This is a genomic window from Cryobacterium sp. Hb1, from assembly GCF_004403585.1.
Classification (GTDB): Bacteria; Actinomycetota; Actinomycetes; order Actinomycetales; family Microbacteriaceae; genus Cryobacterium; species Cryobacterium lyxosi.
Map to the genome: position 1 here is coordinate 24058 of NZ_SOHI01000039.1, position 18688 is coordinate 42745.

The window sequence follows — 18688 nt, forward strand, 5'->3', positions numbered from 1 at the left end:
CAGATTTCACGCATTTCGGCCAAGAACCGGCCCCCACACCCGTACAACAGCGATCACCGGACTCAACCGTGCCTGACAAATACGAAAATATGCTCCGTAGAAGCCATACGGCCGGACCAATGCGCGTGCGACAAGGGGCGGACCGAGACGACGCGACCGTCCCCTCGCTGATGCAGGCGCAACCGGCTCCGGCGACGAACAAACTCAAGGTGTAAGCAGGGCATGCCGAATGGTCAAAGACACCGTAATCGTTCGTCCGAAAGAAACGGTCACGCTTGAATTTGACGGCGGCAACCCCGGTCACCCATAAGGAACAGCAATACCCCCAGTTCGGGCACTCGCGTCTGTGGCCAGCAAAAGACCCCAGCGAACAGGAATCTCCCCCTTAACGTCGCCATATAAATTCGAAAACCCCATCTGTCGGCTCTGGCTGCTTGACTATCACCATGGACGCCGCATCATTTTCTCCTGCTGGATACAACGCCGATTTCCTTGAAGTTCCTCTGCCGCTCCCGGTCCCTCCCACTGGAACTCTAATTCGTGAACTGCTCTACACACATTTCACCGTGATTCTCGATCCCGCGCGGCGCCTCGCGGTCGCGACCGGCGTCAACATCGATGGGGATCAGCTCGTTACCGTTGACCGAGGCGACGACTGGCACCTCGACTCGCGGATACCGCTCTACGAACAGACCGGGGAGGGCGTCTACGCCAGAAACGACCTCGACCGCGGACACCTCGTCCGGCGCCGAGATCCAGTCTGGGGCGATGAGGCAACAGCCCGGCGAGCGAATTATGATACTTTCGCCTACACCAACGCCGCTCCCCAAGCTGGACCCTTCAACCAATCGAAACAGCTCTGGCTCGGCCTCGAGGACCACGTCCTCACCTACGCACGCACCAACGGTAACCGCATCAGCGTCTTCACCGCCCCCGTGCTCTCCGCCGAGGATCCGACATACCGCGGTGTGAAAATCCCGCAAGCGTTCTGGAAGATCGCGGCATGGACTACGACGGCGGACGGCTCCACTGTTCCTCACTCTGCCGGATTCGTCCTCGACCAAAGCCCACAGTTAGAAGACATCGACCTCGACGCGGTCCGCGCTCGATCCCTCCTCGACGGTAATCCCCCGCCGCTTGGACCGTACCGCACCTACCAAGTACCCATCGTCGACATCGTCAACCTCACCGGGCTCAACCTAGCCGCCCTGTCCGACGCAGACGTCTACGCCCAGGACCCAGCTATCCGGCAAGACACCGACCGTCGAACGCGTTGGGTCGAACTGATCGACACCGCAGGAATCCACCTCTAACCACACCGAATCCTCTTCCGCCCGCTTAATCCCTGGCGCGGAGGTAAACATAGACGGTTTCGCGGCTGATCCCAAACTCCCGCGCAAGCACAGCCTTCGGCACGCCAGCAGCAGCCTTCGCGCGCAGCTCAGCCGCGCGGGCCATGTCCAGCGACGGGGTACGACCACGGTAGACGCCACGCTTCTTCGCCAGGGCAATGCCCTCGCGTTGACGTTCACGGATCAAAGATCGCTCAAACTCAGCAAACGCTCCCATGACGTTCAAAAGCAGGTGTGCCATTGCATTGTCGTCGCCGGTGAAAGAGAGCTGCTCTTTCACGAACTCAACCCGAACTTTCTTCGCAGTGAGCCGGCGCACGATCTCGCGAAGGTCATCCAAGTTGCGGGCCAAGCGGTCCATGGAATGCACGAGAACGATATCGCCGTCTCGGACGAACCGAATCATCTCCTCGAGCTCGGGCCGGTTCTGATCCTTCCCCGACGCCTTATCCTCAAACACCCGGTCAACCTCAACGCCAGCAAGCTGACGGATGGTGTTCTGATCAAGAGTGCTCACTCGCACATATCCAACTCGTTGACCCGCCATGAGTTCCTCCTACCTGTTTTGTCAGATTGAAGTCTAAGACCCGGCCACGAGGGGTGTCCACCAATCAGAATTTGGCCCTGTCCTGACAATATTTGATCAGGACGCCTGACGCCTAGTTGGGGTACACGCCAAATTGACACTTCGTTGCTTGCTTCGACGCTTTCAGCTTCCCCATTGACGCTTCTAAATGTCTCGCATCCGTCCTTGCCTACAAAAAAGGTAACGCCAGTAAAAAACACACGTTTCGAGACACACCGACTCATCCGTCGCCCTTGGACAATGATGCCCCGATCCCGGTCACTGGACGGAATGCGTTCTGCCGCGCTCTCCACAATCGTGCATGGTCGATCTGTCTCGTCAGTGTGTCTCGCAGCCCACGGTCTGCGCCATGGATCCCTCCGAGGGCACTAGGTACAAGCTGTTACCTCGGTTGGTCTCGACTTATCTCGATCTGATCAGGAGATTCATGTGGTGAGATGTCGTCACCACTATTTCAACACCTCGGCCCATTTCGGTGGGTCTCGGGGCAATAAACGGTGAATAAGCGTGCGCGAGTCAAGTGTCCATCGTCGGACCACCGTGGCGACTGAACTTCCGACGGCTCTTGTACGCGTGATCCAATCTATTCCCCTGCGAATTCTGACCGCCCTATGTAGAGCGTCCTCAGGCCGAGGGCCTTGGCAATACTGTCCAGGAAGTCCTCATTGGTTAGGAACCACTCTTTGCCAACCTCGCGACTGGACTTGCCGCTTCGTCGCGGGTTGGCATGTCCGGCACTTTCTAGCAGGTCGTGAAATGTGTGTTCCACTTCCAAGAGCCTTCTCGTGCCGGTCGAATAGACGCGTATGAGAGCGAGCGGCTCAGGCATGTGGGTACGCGCACCACTCGAATGTTGTCGGATTCGAGAGGCAACGTCGGCGGCCTGGCCGACCTTGATAAGTGTGTTGCCTCGATCGGGATCTACCAGGCTCTCTAGATACCACCCGTAGGAAAACGCGTAGATGCCTGGCAGTCCGGTGAGCTCCGCCAAAGTGAGGGTCGCGGATTGCTCCTCATGGATGTCGGCTTCGGCTTCTGCAGCTGGATCGATCTCGGTGCCACCACTCTCCACCGCACTAATATTCGCTTGGAGGAGTCTGAAGGCCTCAGGTGACAAGACGCCTCGACCGCGCTTCTTTAAGCTGTTCAGGGCACTGACTGCCTGGCGTCGTAGGACGGCGCCAGAAGTGGTCTTACCATCAAGGGCGGCGTCGATCTGATAGCGGTAGGTGTAGACGAAATTCTGGGTTGCGATATTTAGCCGTTCAGCAATTCTCTCAGCAGACAGCCCTTCCTCGAGAAGGCGGTAAACATCTCCGAGACGACCCTCATTGGTAGCGATGAGTTCACGAATTTCGTCTCTCGGCGACGGAGCGGCCGCCACCTCATCGGACAACAACTCCGAACTTTCGTCGTGTCGCGGCATTTGCTGTGGATCAGGGTCGGACCGAAAGTCGCTCATATGTATGACAGTAGCCGTGACACTTTCATGAATCCATGGTCCGCCATCGCGGGTTGGCGATCAGCTTTCACCAGTTCGGTGGCCAGAAGAACGTTCGAAGTGGCTGGTAGCGCTGTGAGCGCTCGTTCGAGCCAGCAGGGGGGGGGATCGACATGGGGCACGGTCCTAGAGATTGAAACCCGCCGGGGTATTGGGACGAACCGGGTGCCAGAGTAAGCACAGGGTCACCGCGGACAACCACCGCCACTCGACCACGCACCCAATCGAGCAACGTAACCGGCCTGATTGCTGTCGCTCTCGGACTCTTCGCCACCCTCATCCCTCCCGCGCATCCTGACGTCAGCACAGGGTTCCGCGGATTCGCATTCACTACCGCAGGGGTCACAGCACTCTTCCTTGCCATCCGAGCAACTCAGCTCCGCCGGGAAGGCCGGGCGACGAACCGGCTATTGCCACTCATCGGTGTCATTCTCGGAACCGCCGGAACGCTTTTGTCCGTATGGAGTCTGGCGTTCTTCTTCGCGCCAAACGCCGTTCCTCCGATGCCCAGCGTCGCTTCGCTGGCCAGCCTCATTGAGCCGGTCGTCTCCACGCCGGATACCCCGCCACAGGCGAACGCAGCATCAGCGGCGCCAGCAGCTGCGCCCCTAGCCACGACACCGCTGGCCGCGGCTGCCCCGACCTCAGAGGAGACTCATTCAGACATGCAAATGGCCGCTGGCACGATTGCGTTTGTCCTCGAAAGCCTGAGGACCCCCGGTCAAGCGTGGCCAGCCGCCCTCTTCATCGACTCGGAAAACATGGTGTCGACAGCAGAGGGGAATATGCTCGCTCGCATTCCCGCTGGCACGACAGCGACGTACACCCGGACCACAAGCGAGGACAATTTCCGCCTCATCATCACTGATGATGCAACCGGTACCGTCGTGACATTCGATTCCACTACTGGAGTCGTGACGAACTAGTAATTTCAGTCCGGCAATACTGACCTCGGCGACTTGAGTTCGCGTCACACTAGCGACCTCGAGAACCGAGACAACCAAACCTGCAGCAGTCCCAACTGAGACACCCCGGAGTAAGCATGATCAATTTTTCTGATTTTCTTCCTGTCCCCGATCCCGCGCGCACGAAAGTCAAGTTCAACATCAGAGCCGGCGCAGATGGCGTTCCCGCATGGGAGCTTTTGCAAAGCGAAGACCAAGAGCCCTGGCTAAACATGACTAGATATCGCGCAGAGGGGAACTCGAACAATAATCTGGACGAGGCAGACTTCGTACTAGCATTTGCCCAATACCCGCTCTATGGGCCCAACTTCTTCATATTCGGCGGCCTCTTCGAGACACGGCTCGTCGTTCCCAAGATTAACAAGGACTCCGGTTACGTCCTCACGCCGATGCTTCAGCATTCAGAGTACATCAGGCGGTTAATTGTGAAGCTCGACATTCCGCCGGGTCAGTCCTACCTGCGTTGGTATGAGACGCTGCAAAAAAGCCTCATCAAACCGATCATCTATGAGCTCGCACCCGACACAAAACTAGGAGCGTTCCCCGGCTACCAGAACGTGCTCCTTCGCCACAGCGAGATGCAGCGCATCATCAAGAATGCTGAGCCATCCTGGCGAAACGCACTGTCGAACATCAAAGCGGTCTACGTGATTACGGACACCAGCGACGGACTCCTCTACGTGATTACGGACACCAGCGACGGACTCCTCTACGTCGGGTCAGCATCCGGAGAGGCAGACGGTTTATGGCAGAGATGGACCGCCTACGCGAATGTCAACAAGCTCACCGGCGGGAACATCAAACTCGAGGCACTCCTAAAGGAGCGGGGACCGGAACACATCGTGAACCACTTCCAGTACTCCATTCTCGAAATCTTCGACAAGAAGACCCACGGCGACACGATCCTGCAGCGCGAAGCATTCTGGAAGAAGGCACTCAACAGCCGCGAAAATGGACTGAATGCCAACTAGCGCCGCACGGCTGCGGGCTACTCGATATCGCTGTCCATAGTGACCTAGCTGGCACCGTCGCCACCCTCGGGGAAACCCCGCCCCGTCCCCGGCGAAGTCCCAAGAATCAGTGCTCTCGACCAAACGACGGCACACTGAGCCGTCCCGGATTTCTTGCCGTTTCCTTTCCTGTTTAGGCACGGGCCGTGCCCAGATCACTTTCCGGAACGACCGTCCGTCCGTCCGTGAATCCGATCGTCCACCGATGCTCGTGGTGCTTGCAGGAGGCCGCAATGTAAAGATTCGCGGGCGGCACTCCGAGCGTCGTGACCGTGAGTCCTTCCAGCGCGTGCTGCCGGGGCTGGACCTCGCGGCAACGGTGCGGCCACCCGCTGTTGACCTGCCTGCCTAAGCGCCCATTGACCTCATCGCCTTGGCTAATTCCGCGTCGGCCATAACATTCAGTCGCGCAGTTGCTCCGACGCCGTCCGCACGTAACCAAGGCTGCCGAGCAGAAAGGCATTGAAGTCGCGTGTGAGGCCGTCCAGGGACACCACGTAGAGCACAGGGACATTGTTAAGAGAGTTGGATTTCAATCCAAGGGCAGTCACGCACGGTTCGTCCCGGCCCAAGATATGAAGGTCGGAATCTACGAAAGAGTGTTTCTGAGCGTTGGCGACATTATTGAGCAAAGTAAGCGTCGCCAGGTGCTGCTTGAAAAGCGAATTATCGAAGTTGATTGCACCGCCTACTGAATCGACGTTGACTCGTTCAGGGTAGGTCCCGCGGGCTAGACGTTCATGGAGAATCCACACCAAGGAGACCAATTCATCTGCGGCCCGCCGAATCATGAACACGGCCTCTTCTGTGGCGTACTTGTGCGCGGCGCCCGGGTTGTTGCCCCCGGGCTGATCCAGCGCCACAAAAACACTCCAGTTTGCGGCGCTTTCCTCCAGACGCCGATTTGCGTGCCCGAGGCGCTCGAATATCTTGAAGAGCTTGCTTTGAAAGTTTCCAAAGGGAGTATCCGCCGGGAGCCAAAAGCCTTCGGCAGCATTGATGAATTGGTCGAACGGCTTTCCGCCCTTACCCAGAATCAGTTCCATGGTGGGCAGTCTACGACCGCCATCTCGCGGCCAGCAGACCGCGACCACCGCCTGAAGTCGGGGCGAAAACACCGCTCAAGAGACAGTCTCGTCTCGGATGGCGCCAGGGACCGACTGGGAAAAGAGAACTGATGGGCAAGCGCGTCAACATCGATGGCCCGGGAGATGACCCAGACGAATACTGGTTCGAATGCGATGGCTGCGAAGGATCAGGCAAAGTTGATATCCGCGTCAGCTGGGATGAACAAGTTACCGAGCCTGGAGAGTGCCCCGCCTATGGTGGGCTCGGATTTATCGAAGGCGATGCGGGCGACGTCTAATATTCATGTTGTTCGCGAGGGACTCAACTGAGCCCACGTAGCACAAGCGTCTGACCCTCGCCGCCGCTCACCTTGGGCAGCTCGGATCCGTTCCGTAACGCCCGATCAGTGGCATGCAAAACCCGCGTGTATCGGCCCCTAAGTTAAAGAATTTCGGCTCCTCTGTGATCGGTGGGTGTGTGACCGTCAATGATTTGCCATGTGTGGGTGATTCACGCGCCAACAATTAATTGAAGCGAGGACCGAATGTAGGCCTGTCCATCAGGTCGTAAGCCGCTTTCAACTTCACGGTGATGTCGACGCCCGAGCGCTTGACCTTTCCCGTCGAAATGGCATAGTCGTTGCTCGGGACACGGAAACGAGCAATCTGGGACGCTTCTGCGGAGGTAAGTTGACGTGCCCATTCGATTTCAAACGTGTCGAGGTTAAACATCACCGCCACGAGAATCTCGAACTCGAAAAAGCGTAAATACGATTTACACCTAACTTCAGCGCCCGGGCTTTGACCTGAATCGTTCTGCCGCGATCGTCAATCAGGTCGATAGATTTCAGCCCGGCCGTCACCAACTCACCACCATAAGCAGTGACAGCAATGCGCTCCGCGAGTTCGCCGACAAGTGAGCCGCGAGTGCGTGAGAGCCCCCGATCTTGAATCTCTTCTAGGACCGCGATGTGAATAGCGAGCAGCTCCCGCAAGCTTTGGTGGGAAAAGTCATCCGGCATGAGTCAACGGTATCGTCGTTGCTCAGCTACGCCATCGATTATCCGCTTCTGGATTTTCAAAAAACGCCTTAGGCTGGAAATCGATTTGTCAGCAGCATCGGCTGGTAGCGCGTCTAAGCGTCCGATCTCGATGCCGTTAGCCTCAGCAAGCTTCGCCGTGCAGCACAGCGTCGTAATGCTGAATGCTCTTTGGCAGATCAGGTGCTGCGATCTGTCTTTTCCGACCGGCTACGAAGGCGGTGATGCCGAGAGTCATTGCCACCCCGATTCCGAGCACAGCGAGCACTTTGGGATCTCTAAAGCCAGACGTCACCTGCACTCAGCTTGAATCGTCCAGGATTTCCAACTGCTTTCTTTCTAGTGACGGCAGGGGGCACTGCCCAAATCTCGCTAACGTAGCGACCGCCGTTTGGCCCGATCGTCGACCGGCGCTTCTGTTGAGTGGGAGGGGGCCGCAACGTAAAGCTTCGCGATGCGGGCTGCATCCCGAGCGACGTCGGCCGTGAGCCTATCGGTGGGCACACGCTGGACGACGTTCTGCAAGGCGAGGCGCACGACCAGCGACTCGATGGGCACACGGGCCATTCCGCGGTTCATCCTCGCTCTATTCTCAAATTCCGAGTCGGAGTAATACCGATCTCGATTTCGGCCCACATCGTTCACAACCATCTTCACGAGATTCTCAAACTGCCGCCGTCGCTCCTCACGCACGGCCGCGGCCTTCGTGCTCCGCACGGCCGCGGCGACGTCGCGGCCGGTCAGCAAGTCGACCCGGCGCATCCGCTCTGAGACGATCTCGACGGCCCGGGCGTACACGACGTCCTCCACCAGCATGGGCGGGAGTCCCATACGTGCTCTGGTCTCCCCGTAGGCGTCGGCGAACTCGCGCATCCGAGCACCGTTTTTGAGTATGTGCTCGGTCAGCGATTCGGCAAACACGGTGAACTGCCGCAGATGCTCGGACCGTGCCGGGTCGTTGAAGTATGCATCAGCCTCGCGCTCGTTGGCCCGGCGCTCAGCCGCTGTCGCAACGTGAATTCGTTTCGGCGGGAGATCTGCCCGGCTCAGGCTGCGCTTGAGCCGTTTCGCCGCGGCGTTGGCCTCCAGCTCGGCCTGATAGACCTCCGGATCGCTGCGCCGGTTGCGTTGCAGCTCGGCCCGGCGCTCTTTGTTGCGCTCGGCCCACTGCCGCGTAATCTGCTTCGTACGCTCCGGGTCCGCATCCCGCTTGGCAGCAGCCCGGGCATTCACCTCGTCGCGGTGAGCGTCGTAGTAGCGGTTGTAGTACTCGCGCACCTTCTCGCGATTCTCCGCCACCCACCGCTGCTGATACTCACGCCGGCGCTCCGGATGCTCCACCCTCCACCGCTTCGCCCGCTCCCTCCCCCGCGCCCGCACCTCCGCCTCACGATGCCGGCGAGCCGCGGCCCGACGCATCGAATCCCGATTTAACTCCCGGGCCCGGTCGAGGTGGTTCGCCCGCCAGAGACGATTCAGCTCGCGGATCCGGTCGCGGTTCGCCGCCACATACTGGCGCCGCCTCTCGGCCGCATCATCAACAGACGGATGCTCCGCCGGCGCCTCCCGCGCAGCGCCGGCTTCCTCAGATGGGTCGTTCATGATCGTAGCTACACTGCCGGCGGTGGGGCCAGCTCGATGACCAGGGCAAGGAGTTCCGAGCGATGTGCGGTCGGATTCGTGATCACACGCCCGACCGCAACGCGAAGCCGCTCGGCGTCCTCGTCGGTGATCCCGGCGACGGGCTCCAGACAGTAGGCGATGTCGTTCTGCAGATTGGGGCCCTCACTGTCGACGGCGACCTCCGGATAGTAGAACAGCGCAGCCAGCGCGGTGCGGCTGAGCAGATCGTCGAACTGCTCCTGCGGGATCGTCATAGTGAAGCCTCCTGTGGGCGGACCTGTGTGTGAGCCAATCATGCCGTTGTCAACAGGTACGCCAGCCCAGACGTGCCGCTAGCCGTGCCTCGAAACGAGTGTGGGCTCGTCGAAGTGCTCGACGTCGTCGGCGGGAAGCGCCCTGGTCATGCGACAGCGTGCCACGGCTTCGCGAACGCAAACCGCCATCAACTTCAGCAGGCTGATCGGCCCGATCAGAAGGAGCTTCAGGTTATTCCAAAGACACAGAATAACGAGCAGGTTCAGCCAACCAGGCCCGCCAGCTTCGATCTGGGCTCGGCAGGAGATGGCTGCAAGCGCATATGGAACGGCGAGCAGCATCGCCGGCACGCCCCACTTCAGCCCCCGTCGAGTATTGATCGCGTCGGTCACGATGGCGGTCGGCATGAACCGGCGCAGGAAGAAGTAGGTGGGGGCAGTGTCGGCCAGAGTGAGTGCGAACATGGTGCGGCCTTTCAGATGTTCGGCAACAAGAACCTGAAGGACTGAAAGTCATACCGCCGCACCGAGCGACAGCGCGCAATAGAGGTTGCCTACCAACACTGTAGGACCGGATGCTCGGAGGCGAAAGTACCACGCGCTTCGTTGCGAAGCGCTTACCCTTCATCCCCGCCCCCTTTCCGTTCAGAGAGTCGCGCGAGAACACTCCAGCCCTCCCTGAACAGCGATCTGCGTGTGTCGGTTGCGATTAATGGCCGTCATGCACTCCGGTCATTTCTGTGGTGGAATCTAGATAAACGTAGAATCGATTCAAAGGATCTTTGTATGACCACGAAAATACGGTCGAGCTTCAGGAGTTTGGGTTTGTGCTAATAACTCCTGTCCTAATTCCTCGCGATGATTTGCTTCTGCTACTCCGCCCCATTTCCATTCGTCAATCAGTTGGGTATCTGCTAACCCAGAGACGAAACGCTTGGCACAGCACCATGCTGAACCAATACAGTTCATCCGAGCCAATATTTACTAACCTGCGATCCGCGCAGAAAGCAGCGGAGAGGCATCGAAAAAGCGGAACATATTTCGAGATTTCCGAAAAGCCAATTTTGGCGTTCAACTTGGGCACCGAGAGTCTGATTGTTGCTCACTTGAATGACTTACCGCCCTTCGAGAGATGGAAAGTGCCGAAGCTTTTTCAGGAAAGCGAGACTCTGATATGCGCGCGAGATTTAGTTCGCGCATTTGGTCAAGTCTATTTCGGCCAGACCTATTCTGGATGGTGCTCCAAACTTGGTAGACCCGAAGTGATTGTCGGCTTTGCATCAACGGTTTCGCTAGAGCAGCCCCGAACCAGTCAAAGATTCGGGTTGAGAAAATCACAGGTGCAATCAGGAAACATGCACTTCTCTCTCCTGCGCACCGCAGGACTTGAAACCCGTGAACTCGCTCGTGTGGCACTTGATCTTTCCGACCGTGGTGTATTCGAGAGAGAACATCCATGGGAATATCGAGTTTCGACTTACGCAAGTGTGTGGGACCTGCCCCTCTTAGAGACAATTATCAAATTACTTGAAGCGAATTTCTCAGCCTATTCCGGGAACAGCTGGATCGACAGCCGAAAAGTTCGCGAGTTTTTTAGATAAATGCCGACGTGCGCACGCATCTATCAATCCTAGAAGCGTGAGGTAACAACAGGTCGTGAGGCGAAAAGGAATCGCCATTAAGGGGACACGCTTCTTCGTGTACGAATTAGGTTCTTGCAGACTTAGCACGGAAGGCTCGTTTCACGACGAAGTCTGCGCTCGGACTGAGCATCCCTTCGCGGTGATTCTGTTGAGGGCACCACTGGGCGCGCCCATGCACAACTATTTCAGAAGGAGCAACTCGCATAACTAATTTCAGGACATCCGATGGTTACCTCACAGTTGTCTCCCTCGCTAACGGACACCACGAACAGCAGATGTGGTACGAAGGTCATCGATCTCATCTAACAGAGCTCTATCTCGATCTGACGGAGCCAGCCGCCGTAATGTACCGGGTACACCACCGCGCAACCGAGGACATCGGTGGACTCGCAGTAGTCGTCGCGCAGTTTGACGAACTTTTCGACGACGTCCGGAAAGCGAGGAATCAATTTCGCAAGCTACGCAATAATCCACCATCCAGCACTGCCTGAGACTGCCACTGGCGATACGGGCGTCAGCGTGTGCACATAGAGCGCTCCGGCGTGAGCCCTGAGGGGTGAGCCGCCTTGGAGAAGGTCTCAAATCCTGCGCCCCAGGGACCGGCGCCGACATCGATCACGCGACCGGCTAAGCCATCGGTATTTGCTCTATTTTCCAGCACAGGTGAAGATCTGTCCGGTATGTCGAAACCACATTCGTAAAATGAAAGCCCGGTTTGCGCGTCGTCGGGTGCATCTGCAACCCTTCAACGCAAATGACCTCTGTCTGTATACTAAATTTCCGTTCAAGGTCGCATGGGGCTAAGTGTCTGAAACCGCTTCCGTGTCGGAGCCTCGTTTCTTGCCGCCCTAGCGCCGGGTACCGCCGCGGAGTGACCGCCCGTTGCCAATCGCTTGAGCTGTGGCGTAAGCAGACCCGCCTGCCGAATGTTGAGCCGCGGGAAGTGCGGCGCGAGCCCGAGCCGCATCGAGCTTCTGCGCCGTCGATTCTGGCGCCGCGCCAAGTGGGTGAGCGCCGACGATGCCGTAGCGGTCGCGGTAGGCCGCGACGGCGCATCCGCTTTGGTGCCACGCAGCAGCAGCCGAACCGCGCGGCACGGCGCCGAGTGCTCGAGTCCACGGCTCCTCCGCGATCAACGCCTGGTCGAGCACGGCGGCCGCTCGCGACTCGATCAGGTCGGCGCGGTCGACCAAGGCCTGGTGCATGGCGGCGTCCATCGGCCCGATTGCGCGAGGAATGAGCCCGGCGATGAGACGCGGCGCGCGGCGCGTTCGACCCGCTGCGGTATCCCGCGACACCACCGATGCCACCCTGGCCCGCAGAACCGCAGCAACGTCCTGAGCGTCCTCGAACCCACGAGCCGCCACCACGCGCGGCAGCAGGCTCGCAACGTCCACAAAGTGGGCCTCGGCCCGCCGAAGCTCCGCGGCCAACGGGCCAAAGGCATCCGAATTAACCACGTTCGAGGCCTGGCCAGGCGAGAGACCGCTCGCTCGCACGAGGGAAACCCATCGGTCGTGCTGCGCGGCCGCCGCGAGGGTCTCGTACTCCGCGGCGAGTTGCGCTACCGATCCCCAGGCATCCTGCTCGGCCGCCAGAGTCTCGTGCGCGGAAAGCTCGGCACCGACATGCTGCAGAATGCCACAGAGGATGCTGCGCGCCGTCACGTCCGTAGCGTCACCCGGCCGCGGCCCCAGGTGAGCAGCATCGGGCCGGTCGACGGCGACGTAGGCGGTGTTCGCCTCGCGCCCCCGCGTCATCGCCACGTACAAGTTCTCGCGCGGCATGCTCGGCGCGACCACGACGTGCGCGGTGTCGGTCGTGATTCCCTGCGCCCGGTGCGACGTGACCGCGTAACCCAGCTCGACGTGCTGCGCGACGTACGACGCGGGCAGCAGCACCGTGCTCCCCCACCGCCGTCCCTGCCGTCGTACCTCGACTGAACCGTTCCGATGCACGCTGATCACGTTCCACCGGTCGCCGTTGCGTACCCAGCTGCGCGCCGCATACAGCCGGCGATCGTTGCGGCGGGTGATGACAGTGTCACCGACGGCAACGCGGATTCCGTCATGCAGGGCGACTTCGCGCAGCGCGTCGACCCGGCCCTCCAGAATCAGTTCGCTGCGAGCGCGCACGTTCAGCGCTGCGACGGCCTCGTTCGAGTCGCTGATCAGCACGGTGGACTTTCCCGAGCGGATGTCCACCCGCCACGCCTCGTAGGCAGCATCCGCCATCGCCTCCGTGCTGCCATCCCGCAGGCGATCGTGAGCGGCATACCGGTCGATCACGTCGGGGTTGCCCTGGCGCAGTCCGAGGGAAGCGGTCTTCTCCCACTCGTGCGCGAAGCGGTGCACGTCGATGAGTTCGGGCGCATCCGTTCGATCGTGCACAAGCAGCGAGAACGCACCACCCGCATCGACCGACTGCAGCTGCGCGTAGTCGCCGACCAGCAGCACCTTCGCGCCCGCTGATGTAGCCAGCGCAGTGACCCGGTCGAGTGGCATCGTGCCGGCTAACGATGCCTCGTCGACGATGACGAGCTGCCCGGCCCGAAACGACGGACCTTGGTCGACGTGCGTTTGCCACCACTTCGCCAGGTTCTCCGTTGCGATGCCGAGGTCCGTCGCCAGTACCGTCGCCGCGGCGGCCGAGGGAGCGAGCCCTACGACCGAGTCTGCACCATGCGCTGCTTCCCAGGCCCGCCGAAGTGCGTTCATCGCCGTCGTCTTGCCGGCGCCGGCTGGCCCCACGAGCACGTCGATGACACGGCCCGAACCAGCGACCGACGCAAGTGCCGCGAGCTGGTCATCGGCAAGCCGGCCGCCACCTGGCAACCGAGAAGTAGCGGCCGAACCGAGCGCCACGCGGGGCGCAGTCAAGAGCGCAGCGCGCGCCAGCAACCGAGACTCCGCTTCCAGCAACTCGGTCGACGTGAACATGACGGAGTGCTTCGGCCGAAACACCGACGTCCCATTATCCCGCTGAAACTCCACAGGGCTCACGGCGAGCTCTGGCGGCGTGAGGCGCAGGGACGCGCGCTCGGCAGCATCCACTATGTGGCCGACGACGGCCTCCCGATCGGAGGCCGACGCGAACCGGTACGGCATCGTTTGGCGCGCGGCCTCGGCGGCGAGATTCCAGTGCCGCCAGGTGGCGCGCTTCTCGCTGACGGCCGTCATCACGCTCGCCCCGAGCGCATCCACTGTCTCGCGAGGCAGATCCTCGGCACGCAGCAACACCGGCGACGACTCGGCGACCGTCAATACTTCGTTTCCGAGCACGCGGGAAGCGCGTTCTCGCCAGGCCGCCGTGAGGTCCGCCAGCGAGTGCACCTGCTTCGCCGGCCGCGTCACGAGCGTGGCCTGCGCGCGCAGCTTCATGATCGTCACCGGCGTCGGGCGCCGCCCGTGACTGGTCGCATACTCCTCGATCAGCCGGTCAGTCTCGACGTCAATGTGCCGAGCCCGGGTCGAGAATTCCGCAACGAGCGCCTCCGGCACGCCCATCAGAGCCCACGCCGGGTGGCGATCTCGCCCGCGCTCCCGCTGCTGCCACTGCACGCCGAGCGATCGCGTGAGCTCGTCGGCAAACAGGGATTCATGCAGTTCGGAGAGCGCCACCACCGCCTCGTGCATTGGCCGGCCGTCGAGCGAGCGCCACTTACTGTCGAGCACGGTCTGCACCTTGTTGCTGATCACGACGTGCGTGTGCAGGTGCGGGTCGCCAGCCCGGCTGTCGAAATGATCGAACGCCGTCGCGATCAGACCGGTCACATCGACCTGCGCGACCGCGCCGCCTTGCGCCGTGGTGCCGGTGCGCGTCGCCGCGACCTCGCGCTCCATGTACGCGAGCACCTCGGCCACCGCCGCATGGTGGGCCGCCGCGATGCGCTCCTGCGTGGCCGAGTCGCCGACACCCCAGAGGATGCTCGCCGACTTCGGAATCGAAAACGTGAAGTCGTAGCCCGCAACGGCGCGACGCCGTTTTGCGTCCGGTTCCTCATTAGCGGATGCCGCGGCACCCACCGCCCGCTCCGTCGGACCGTTCTCGAGGCCGCCAGCTCTTCTGTCAGCCGAGGCGCGTTCGATGGCGGTGCGGTACTCCGGGTAGGCGCGCCCGAGGGGTTCGCCGGTGACCGGGTCGCGGCCCAGGCCGATGAGCAGCTGCAGCTGGGCCTCGGTGACCGGGTCGCCCTCGACGATGAGGCCGCCTCCGAGACCGGGGAGGCCGGCGCCAAGCCACCGGCCGGGCGGCGTGCCCTCCGCGGTGTAGTACCGGGTGAGCGGAGTCGACATCGAGCGGTCGCCGTCACTGGCGGCGACTGTGCGCAGCAGGTACTTGTAGCCGTCGCCAGCACTCATCACCCGCATCGACACCGTCACCGGCCGCTCCTCCTCTTTCATACCGGAGGTGCGCTTCAAGCCGCAACAGGATCTCGATGAGTGCATACGAACGCGGAGCAGGGCGGAAGAGGCGCATGGCCTCTCAGAACAATATGGCCAACGATCCGCTGCGCACAGCCTCCCGCTGGGCGTTATTCAAGGGGTCGTGCGCGTAGTTAGGCTCCTAAAGGCGATCACCTCACGCAGATGGAGTCCTGTCACTAAAACTCCATAGAATCACGAAGCTTGGTAGCAACCCTGCCAAACAGCTTCGTCCGATTATCTCACCGCCCGAGGATACGAGCAGAGTCAACGGGTAGGAGAAACTGCACGACGATCTGAAATCACGCTCCGCCCCGTATTATCGAGGTCACACTGCGATACCCCTCCAAGCGGTTTCGTCCGACCGTGGTCGTCGGACTGCCTCATCATGCGACGCGAGGCTGAACACTGCGTTCTTGTCGAAAAACTCAAGCCAGCGGTTCTCCAGGACCTTGTTCGCGAGCTGGCTGCCAATCAGAGCGCGCCCGGCGCCGGTATCAAGTTCAATCTCCTCCCAGCCTCCTTCTGACTGAGCGAAGCGGTAAGTGAGTTGTTCCCATGTCGGATCGATGTAGATGACTTGTGCATCGGAATGATTAACTATCTCTTCTCGGCTCAAATCGCTGAGAACTGGCCCACCAGCGCCCAATCTCGATTCGAGAAAGTCCGTTCGCCTATCCGTGATCGCGGCCCTCAAGCCTTCCTTTGCTCGCGAACGCGGACTGTGTTGACGTATGGCTGCGAGGTATCCAAAATCTTCCCTTTCGCCGTCGGAGCGTTGCAGCCAAATGCCAGTTGCGTCGCTACGGGCCATGGTGTATTCGCCGTCGCGCGTGCGTCCGATGAAGAAGTGGTCGATGCCTACGCCTAGCTTTGTGAGTCCCTCGGGATGCCGTTCCACGAGTTCGCGAAGCATACGATCGTGCATCGGGTCAGAAATTCGATCATAAATCGCGTACCGTGCGTCATGCAGAATTGCCCGGAACGCTGCCTCTGCCTCACCCTTCGTTTCCCACGTAAAACTGTCCAAATGGACCGGGATTGCTTTTCCCATCTGTGCTGACTCCTAAACGATCGTGAGCTGGGGTCGCTCGTCAATGTGACCCAAGAAAGTGCGAACTCTGGCCGGTTTCCAAGCCAATTTCTTTGCAAGCATGGGAATGGTGAGGCCGCGTGTTTCGGCGAGCTCCACGGCTTGCTTGAGCAATACCGGAACCTCTCCTGCAAACTGGTGGACGGGTTGGATAACGATGGCTCCTTCGTCCGTTAGCTGGTTCAGTCGGATGTACGCGCGACGAGCCGTTGGATCCGAAAGGAGGCCGAGCTCGCGGCTGCGATAAACAAGCGACTTGATCGACACGCCCCATTCGTCGCTGAGCTGACCCAGCCGCCCAAAGTCGAGCCGGCGAGGCAAAAGGTCTTGAATGACCGTGGAGGGAGTAAGGAACTCGGCCGCGAATTTATCGGCCTCTCGTTCAAGCTTCGCGTCACCCGCGGTCTGACCACCGTGAAGCACGAGGTGACCGAGCTCGTGGGCGGCCGTGAAGCGATGGCGGTGTATGTCGTTGGCTCGGCTGGGCGACAGGACTATGACCGGCCTAGACAACGACATGGTGGAGAAAGCGTCAATCCGGGCGACTTCAGTTTCCACAAAAGGTACGAGAATTGTTACGATGCCGTGGCTTTCGATGGTCCTGACCACGTGCGATATCGGAGAATTGCCGAGGCGCCAGGCCGCGCGGAGCTGTTGCGCAGATGTCGTCGGATCTTTCGAGAAAGTTTCGGGAGCGATTTCGCCGCCTTGGAATCCGGGAAGGTCGACATCTGGCAGGCGGACGTAACTTTCGATGGCATTGACCAGCTCCCACAGCTGTTCGGTGTAGGCGGTCGCCTTCGCGCGCTGCTTGGCCGTCGTGGATCGCAACGAGCGGAAAAAAGCATCGCCTGACTCCAGCGACGTTTGAGGGCGTCCGGTCGCGAAAAACTCGCGGGGCACGTCAAGACTGCGGGCCATTGATGGGATGTGCTCAGCCCTGGGAACAGACACTCCGGATTCGTATTGTCCGATCATGGCGGGCGAAACAGCAAGGTCCCCAGCGAGGTCTTGTTTCGTTTTCAACGCGAGTTGACGCGCCTGCCGTAGTCGGGCGGGATCGAAGGCGCGCGCGATATCGCGGTCGCTGAGGCTAGGAGTGGGTGGAGAGTTCGAGTTCATTATGTCCTTCGGAAAATTAAGCTTCCGGCGTTGCGGCAGCCGAGGCGTCCGCAGTCTCCGCCAGTAGCTCGAGCACGTTTACCGGCAGCGGCGCATCGTCAAAGCGTCGGGTCGGCTCGTCGTCAACGAGGGTGAGCGACAGCGGCAAGGCGGTGGATGCGAGCAGGGGAAGTTCTTCTCGATAGAGCCACTGCACGGAGCCGTCAGCGGGCAGCGTCGCCTCGCCGATGTATACGTGCTGCATGCCGCCCTGCGCGGTGCAGTCGTAAGCGACAAAGATCAGCTTTGTGGCTCCGCCCAGCGACGCAGGCATCGGAGGGAATTCTTCGCCGTCATCATCGCCCTCGTCTTCTACGCTGCTAAAGTCAAGCGCAGTTTGGGCGGAGGCGCGCTTCTCGATGTCAAATATGTTCGCTACGACCTTCGACTTGCGGAGCTTGATCCGGTCCGGTCCAGCAGTGCCACTGGGGCATTTTGCGGAGAAGATGACCATTTGATCGTAAACCGGAAGCGAATACCGGCCTCGGGTTGGACGCACGGTCTCCAGGGCAGGCAGGAATGCGAGATGGGCAACGACTTCTTCCCTGAGGCTGAGCCAGAAGGAACCATAAGCATCGTTGGTTCTCAATCTGCTGCCGACTTTGGCTTCGAGAGAACGTTCCTGTGCCTGCTCGCCGGCCGCGACGAGTGCGGCCATCACCGCGATGCTGTGCTCACCGAAGCGGGAGAGGAACCATTCGGACGGTTCGGGCGGCTGCTGCATCGTGCTCCTTCAGGGTAGTTTCGGCTCCGGTGTTCTTCGGATGACCTTAACACTACCCCGTCGCTTCAGAAAAAATCACCAAACGATCAAATTGGTTGGAGCAAATATCCAGAAATGGCCAAATTAGCCGTCTTTTCGGGAAAGCCACGTTTGATCAGAGCGAACATCTTGCGGATTCCGACCGAGTGGCCGCCCGGTATTGCGGCTTCACGAATGAAGGCTTTTCTGATCTGGCCGACAAGCAT

General features: G+C 60.2%; 19 protein-coding genes. 5 read left to right on the plus strand and 14 right to left on the minus strand.

The window, feature by feature from the left end:
• Nucleotides 1–446: 446 nt before the first annotated feature.
• Entirely contained in the window at nucleotides 447–1313 is an 867-nt protein-coding gene (locus tag E3T38_RS16220) for a DNA/RNA non-specific endonuclease (RefSeq protein ID WP_134549137.1), read from the plus strand.
• A 25-nt stretch (nucleotides 1314–1338) separates the two neighbouring features.
• Here the strand turns inward: E3T38_RS16220 and E3T38_RS16225 are convergent, their stop codons facing one another.
• Both E3T38_RS16225 and E3T38_RS16230 read right to left on the minus strand, forming a co-directional pair.
• Nucleotides 1339–1899 carry a recombinase family protein gene (locus E3T38_RS16225; protein WP_134549138.1) on the minus strand — a complete coding sequence of 187 codons (561 nt, stop codon included), beginning with the start codon at nucleotides 1897–1899 and terminating at the stop codon, nucleotides 1339–1341.
• 622 nt (nucleotides 1900–2521) lie between these two features.
• A complete protein-coding gene (locus E3T38_RS16230; RefSeq protein ID WP_134549139.1) occupies nucleotides 2522–3400 on the minus strand; it encodes a GIY-YIG nuclease family protein in 879 nt (292 codons plus the stop codon).
• Nucleotides 3401–3849: 449 nt separating this feature from the next.
• Here E3T38_RS16230 and E3T38_RS16235 point away from each other — a divergent pair, with 449 nt between their 5' ends.
• Together E3T38_RS16235 and E3T38_RS16240 are read left to right on the plus strand one after the other, a co-directional pair.
• Nucleotides 3850–4365, plus strand: a complete 516-nt coding sequence (locus E3T38_RS16235) for a hypothetical protein (protein WP_134549140.1) — start codon at nucleotides 3850–3852, stop codon at nucleotides 4363–4365.
• A 116-nt stretch (nucleotides 4366–4481) separates the two neighbouring features.
• The gene (locus tag E3T38_RS16240; RefSeq protein WP_134549141.1) at nucleotides 4482–5375 is read left to right on the plus strand and encodes a GIY-YIG nuclease family protein; all 894 of its coding nucleotides are present in this window, start codon (nucleotides 4482–4484) and stop codon (nucleotides 5373–5375) included.
• 440 nt (nucleotides 5376–5815) lie between these two features.
• Here the strand turns inward: E3T38_RS16240 and E3T38_RS16245 are convergent, their stop codons facing one another.
• Nucleotides 5816–6460 (minus strand): hypothetical protein, encoded by a 645-nt coding sequence (locus E3T38_RS16245; protein ID WP_134549142.1) that lies wholly within the window; start codon nucleotides 6458–6460, stop codon nucleotides 5816–5818.
• A gap of 131 nt (nucleotides 6461–6591) precedes the next feature.
• Between E3T38_RS16245 and E3T38_RS16250 the strand changes: the two genes are divergently transcribed.
• Nucleotides 6592–6780, plus strand: coding sequence for a hypothetical protein (locus E3T38_RS16250; protein WP_134549143.1), 189 nt, complete (start codon nucleotides 6592–6594; stop codon nucleotides 6778–6780).
• Between the two features lie 226 nt (nucleotides 6781–7006).
• On the opposite strand, the gene E3T38_RS16255 is transcribed toward E3T38_RS16250, so the two are convergent.
• The 5 genes from E3T38_RS16255 to E3T38_RS16275 form a co-directional block, all read right to left on the minus strand.
• Nucleotides 7007–7216 (minus strand): hypothetical protein, encoded by a 210-nt coding sequence (locus tag E3T38_RS16255; protein ID WP_166805551.1) that lies wholly within the window; start codon nucleotides 7214–7216, stop codon nucleotides 7007–7009.
• On the minus strand, nucleotides 7213–7503 hold the full coding sequence (locus tag E3T38_RS16260; protein ID WP_134549145.1) for a hypothetical protein: 291 nt from the start codon (nucleotides 7501–7503) through the stop codon (nucleotides 7213–7215). The genes E3T38_RS16255 and E3T38_RS16260 overlap by 4 nt, the downstream gene beginning before the upstream one ends.
• A gap of 390 nt (nucleotides 7504–7893) precedes the next feature.
• A complete protein-coding gene (locus tag E3T38_RS16265; RefSeq protein ID WP_134549146.1) occupies nucleotides 7894–9123 on the minus strand; it encodes a hypothetical protein in 1230 nt (409 codons plus the stop codon).
• Nucleotides 9124–9131: 8 nt separating this feature from the next.
• Complete coding sequence (locus E3T38_RS16270) at nucleotides 9132–9398, minus strand: hypothetical protein (protein WP_134549147.1); 267 nt, start codon at nucleotides 9396–9398, stop codon at nucleotides 9132–9134.
• 78 nt (nucleotides 9399–9476) lie between these two features.
• Complete coding sequence (locus tag E3T38_RS16275) at nucleotides 9477–9863, minus strand: sulfate permease (protein ID WP_241984527.1); 387 nt, start codon at nucleotides 9861–9863, stop codon at nucleotides 9477–9479.
• 317 nt (nucleotides 9864–10180) lie between these two features.
• On the opposite strand from E3T38_RS16275, the gene E3T38_RS16280 reads away from it, so the two are divergent.
• Nucleotides 10181–10999, plus strand: a complete 819-nt coding sequence (locus tag E3T38_RS16280; RefSeq protein ID WP_134549148.1) for a hypothetical protein — start codon at nucleotides 10181–10183, stop codon at nucleotides 10997–10999.
• Between the two features lie 344 nt (nucleotides 11000–11343).
• On the opposite strand, the gene E3T38_RS16820 is transcribed toward E3T38_RS16280, so the two are convergent.
• The 6 genes from E3T38_RS16820 to E3T38_RS16825 form a co-directional block, all read right to left on the minus strand.
• Entirely contained in the window at nucleotides 11344–11490 is a 147-nt protein-coding gene (locus tag E3T38_RS16820; protein ID WP_166805552.1) for a hypothetical protein, read from the minus strand.
• A gap of 399 nt (nucleotides 11491–11889) precedes the next feature.
• On the minus strand, nucleotides 11890–15411 hold the full coding sequence (mobF, locus tag E3T38_RS16285) for a MobF family relaxase (protein WP_134549181.1): 3522 nt from the start codon (nucleotides 15409–15411) through the stop codon (nucleotides 11890–11892).
• Nucleotides 15412–15793: 382 nt separating this feature from the next.
• The gene (locus tag E3T38_RS16290; RefSeq protein WP_134549149.1) at nucleotides 15794–16519 is read right to left on the minus strand and encodes a DCL family protein; all 726 of its coding nucleotides are present in this window, start codon (nucleotides 16517–16519) and stop codon (nucleotides 15794–15796) included.
• A gap of 12 nt (nucleotides 16520–16531) precedes the next feature.
• The gene (locus E3T38_RS16295; RefSeq protein ID WP_198417373.1) at nucleotides 16532–17680 is read right to left on the minus strand and encodes an XRE family transcriptional regulator; all 1149 of its coding nucleotides are present in this window, start codon (nucleotides 17678–17680) and stop codon (nucleotides 16532–16534) included.
• Nucleotides 17681–17696: 16 nt separating this feature from the next.
• Nucleotides 17697–18443 carry a hypothetical protein gene (locus E3T38_RS16300; protein WP_134549150.1) on the minus strand — a complete coding sequence of 249 codons (747 nt, stop codon included), beginning with the start codon at nucleotides 18441–18443 and terminating at the stop codon, nucleotides 17697–17699.
• An 86-nt stretch (nucleotides 18444–18529) separates the two neighbouring features.
• Complete coding sequence (locus tag E3T38_RS16825; RefSeq protein WP_166805553.1) at nucleotides 18530–18688, minus strand: hypothetical protein; 159 nt, start codon at nucleotides 18686–18688, stop codon at nucleotides 18530–18532.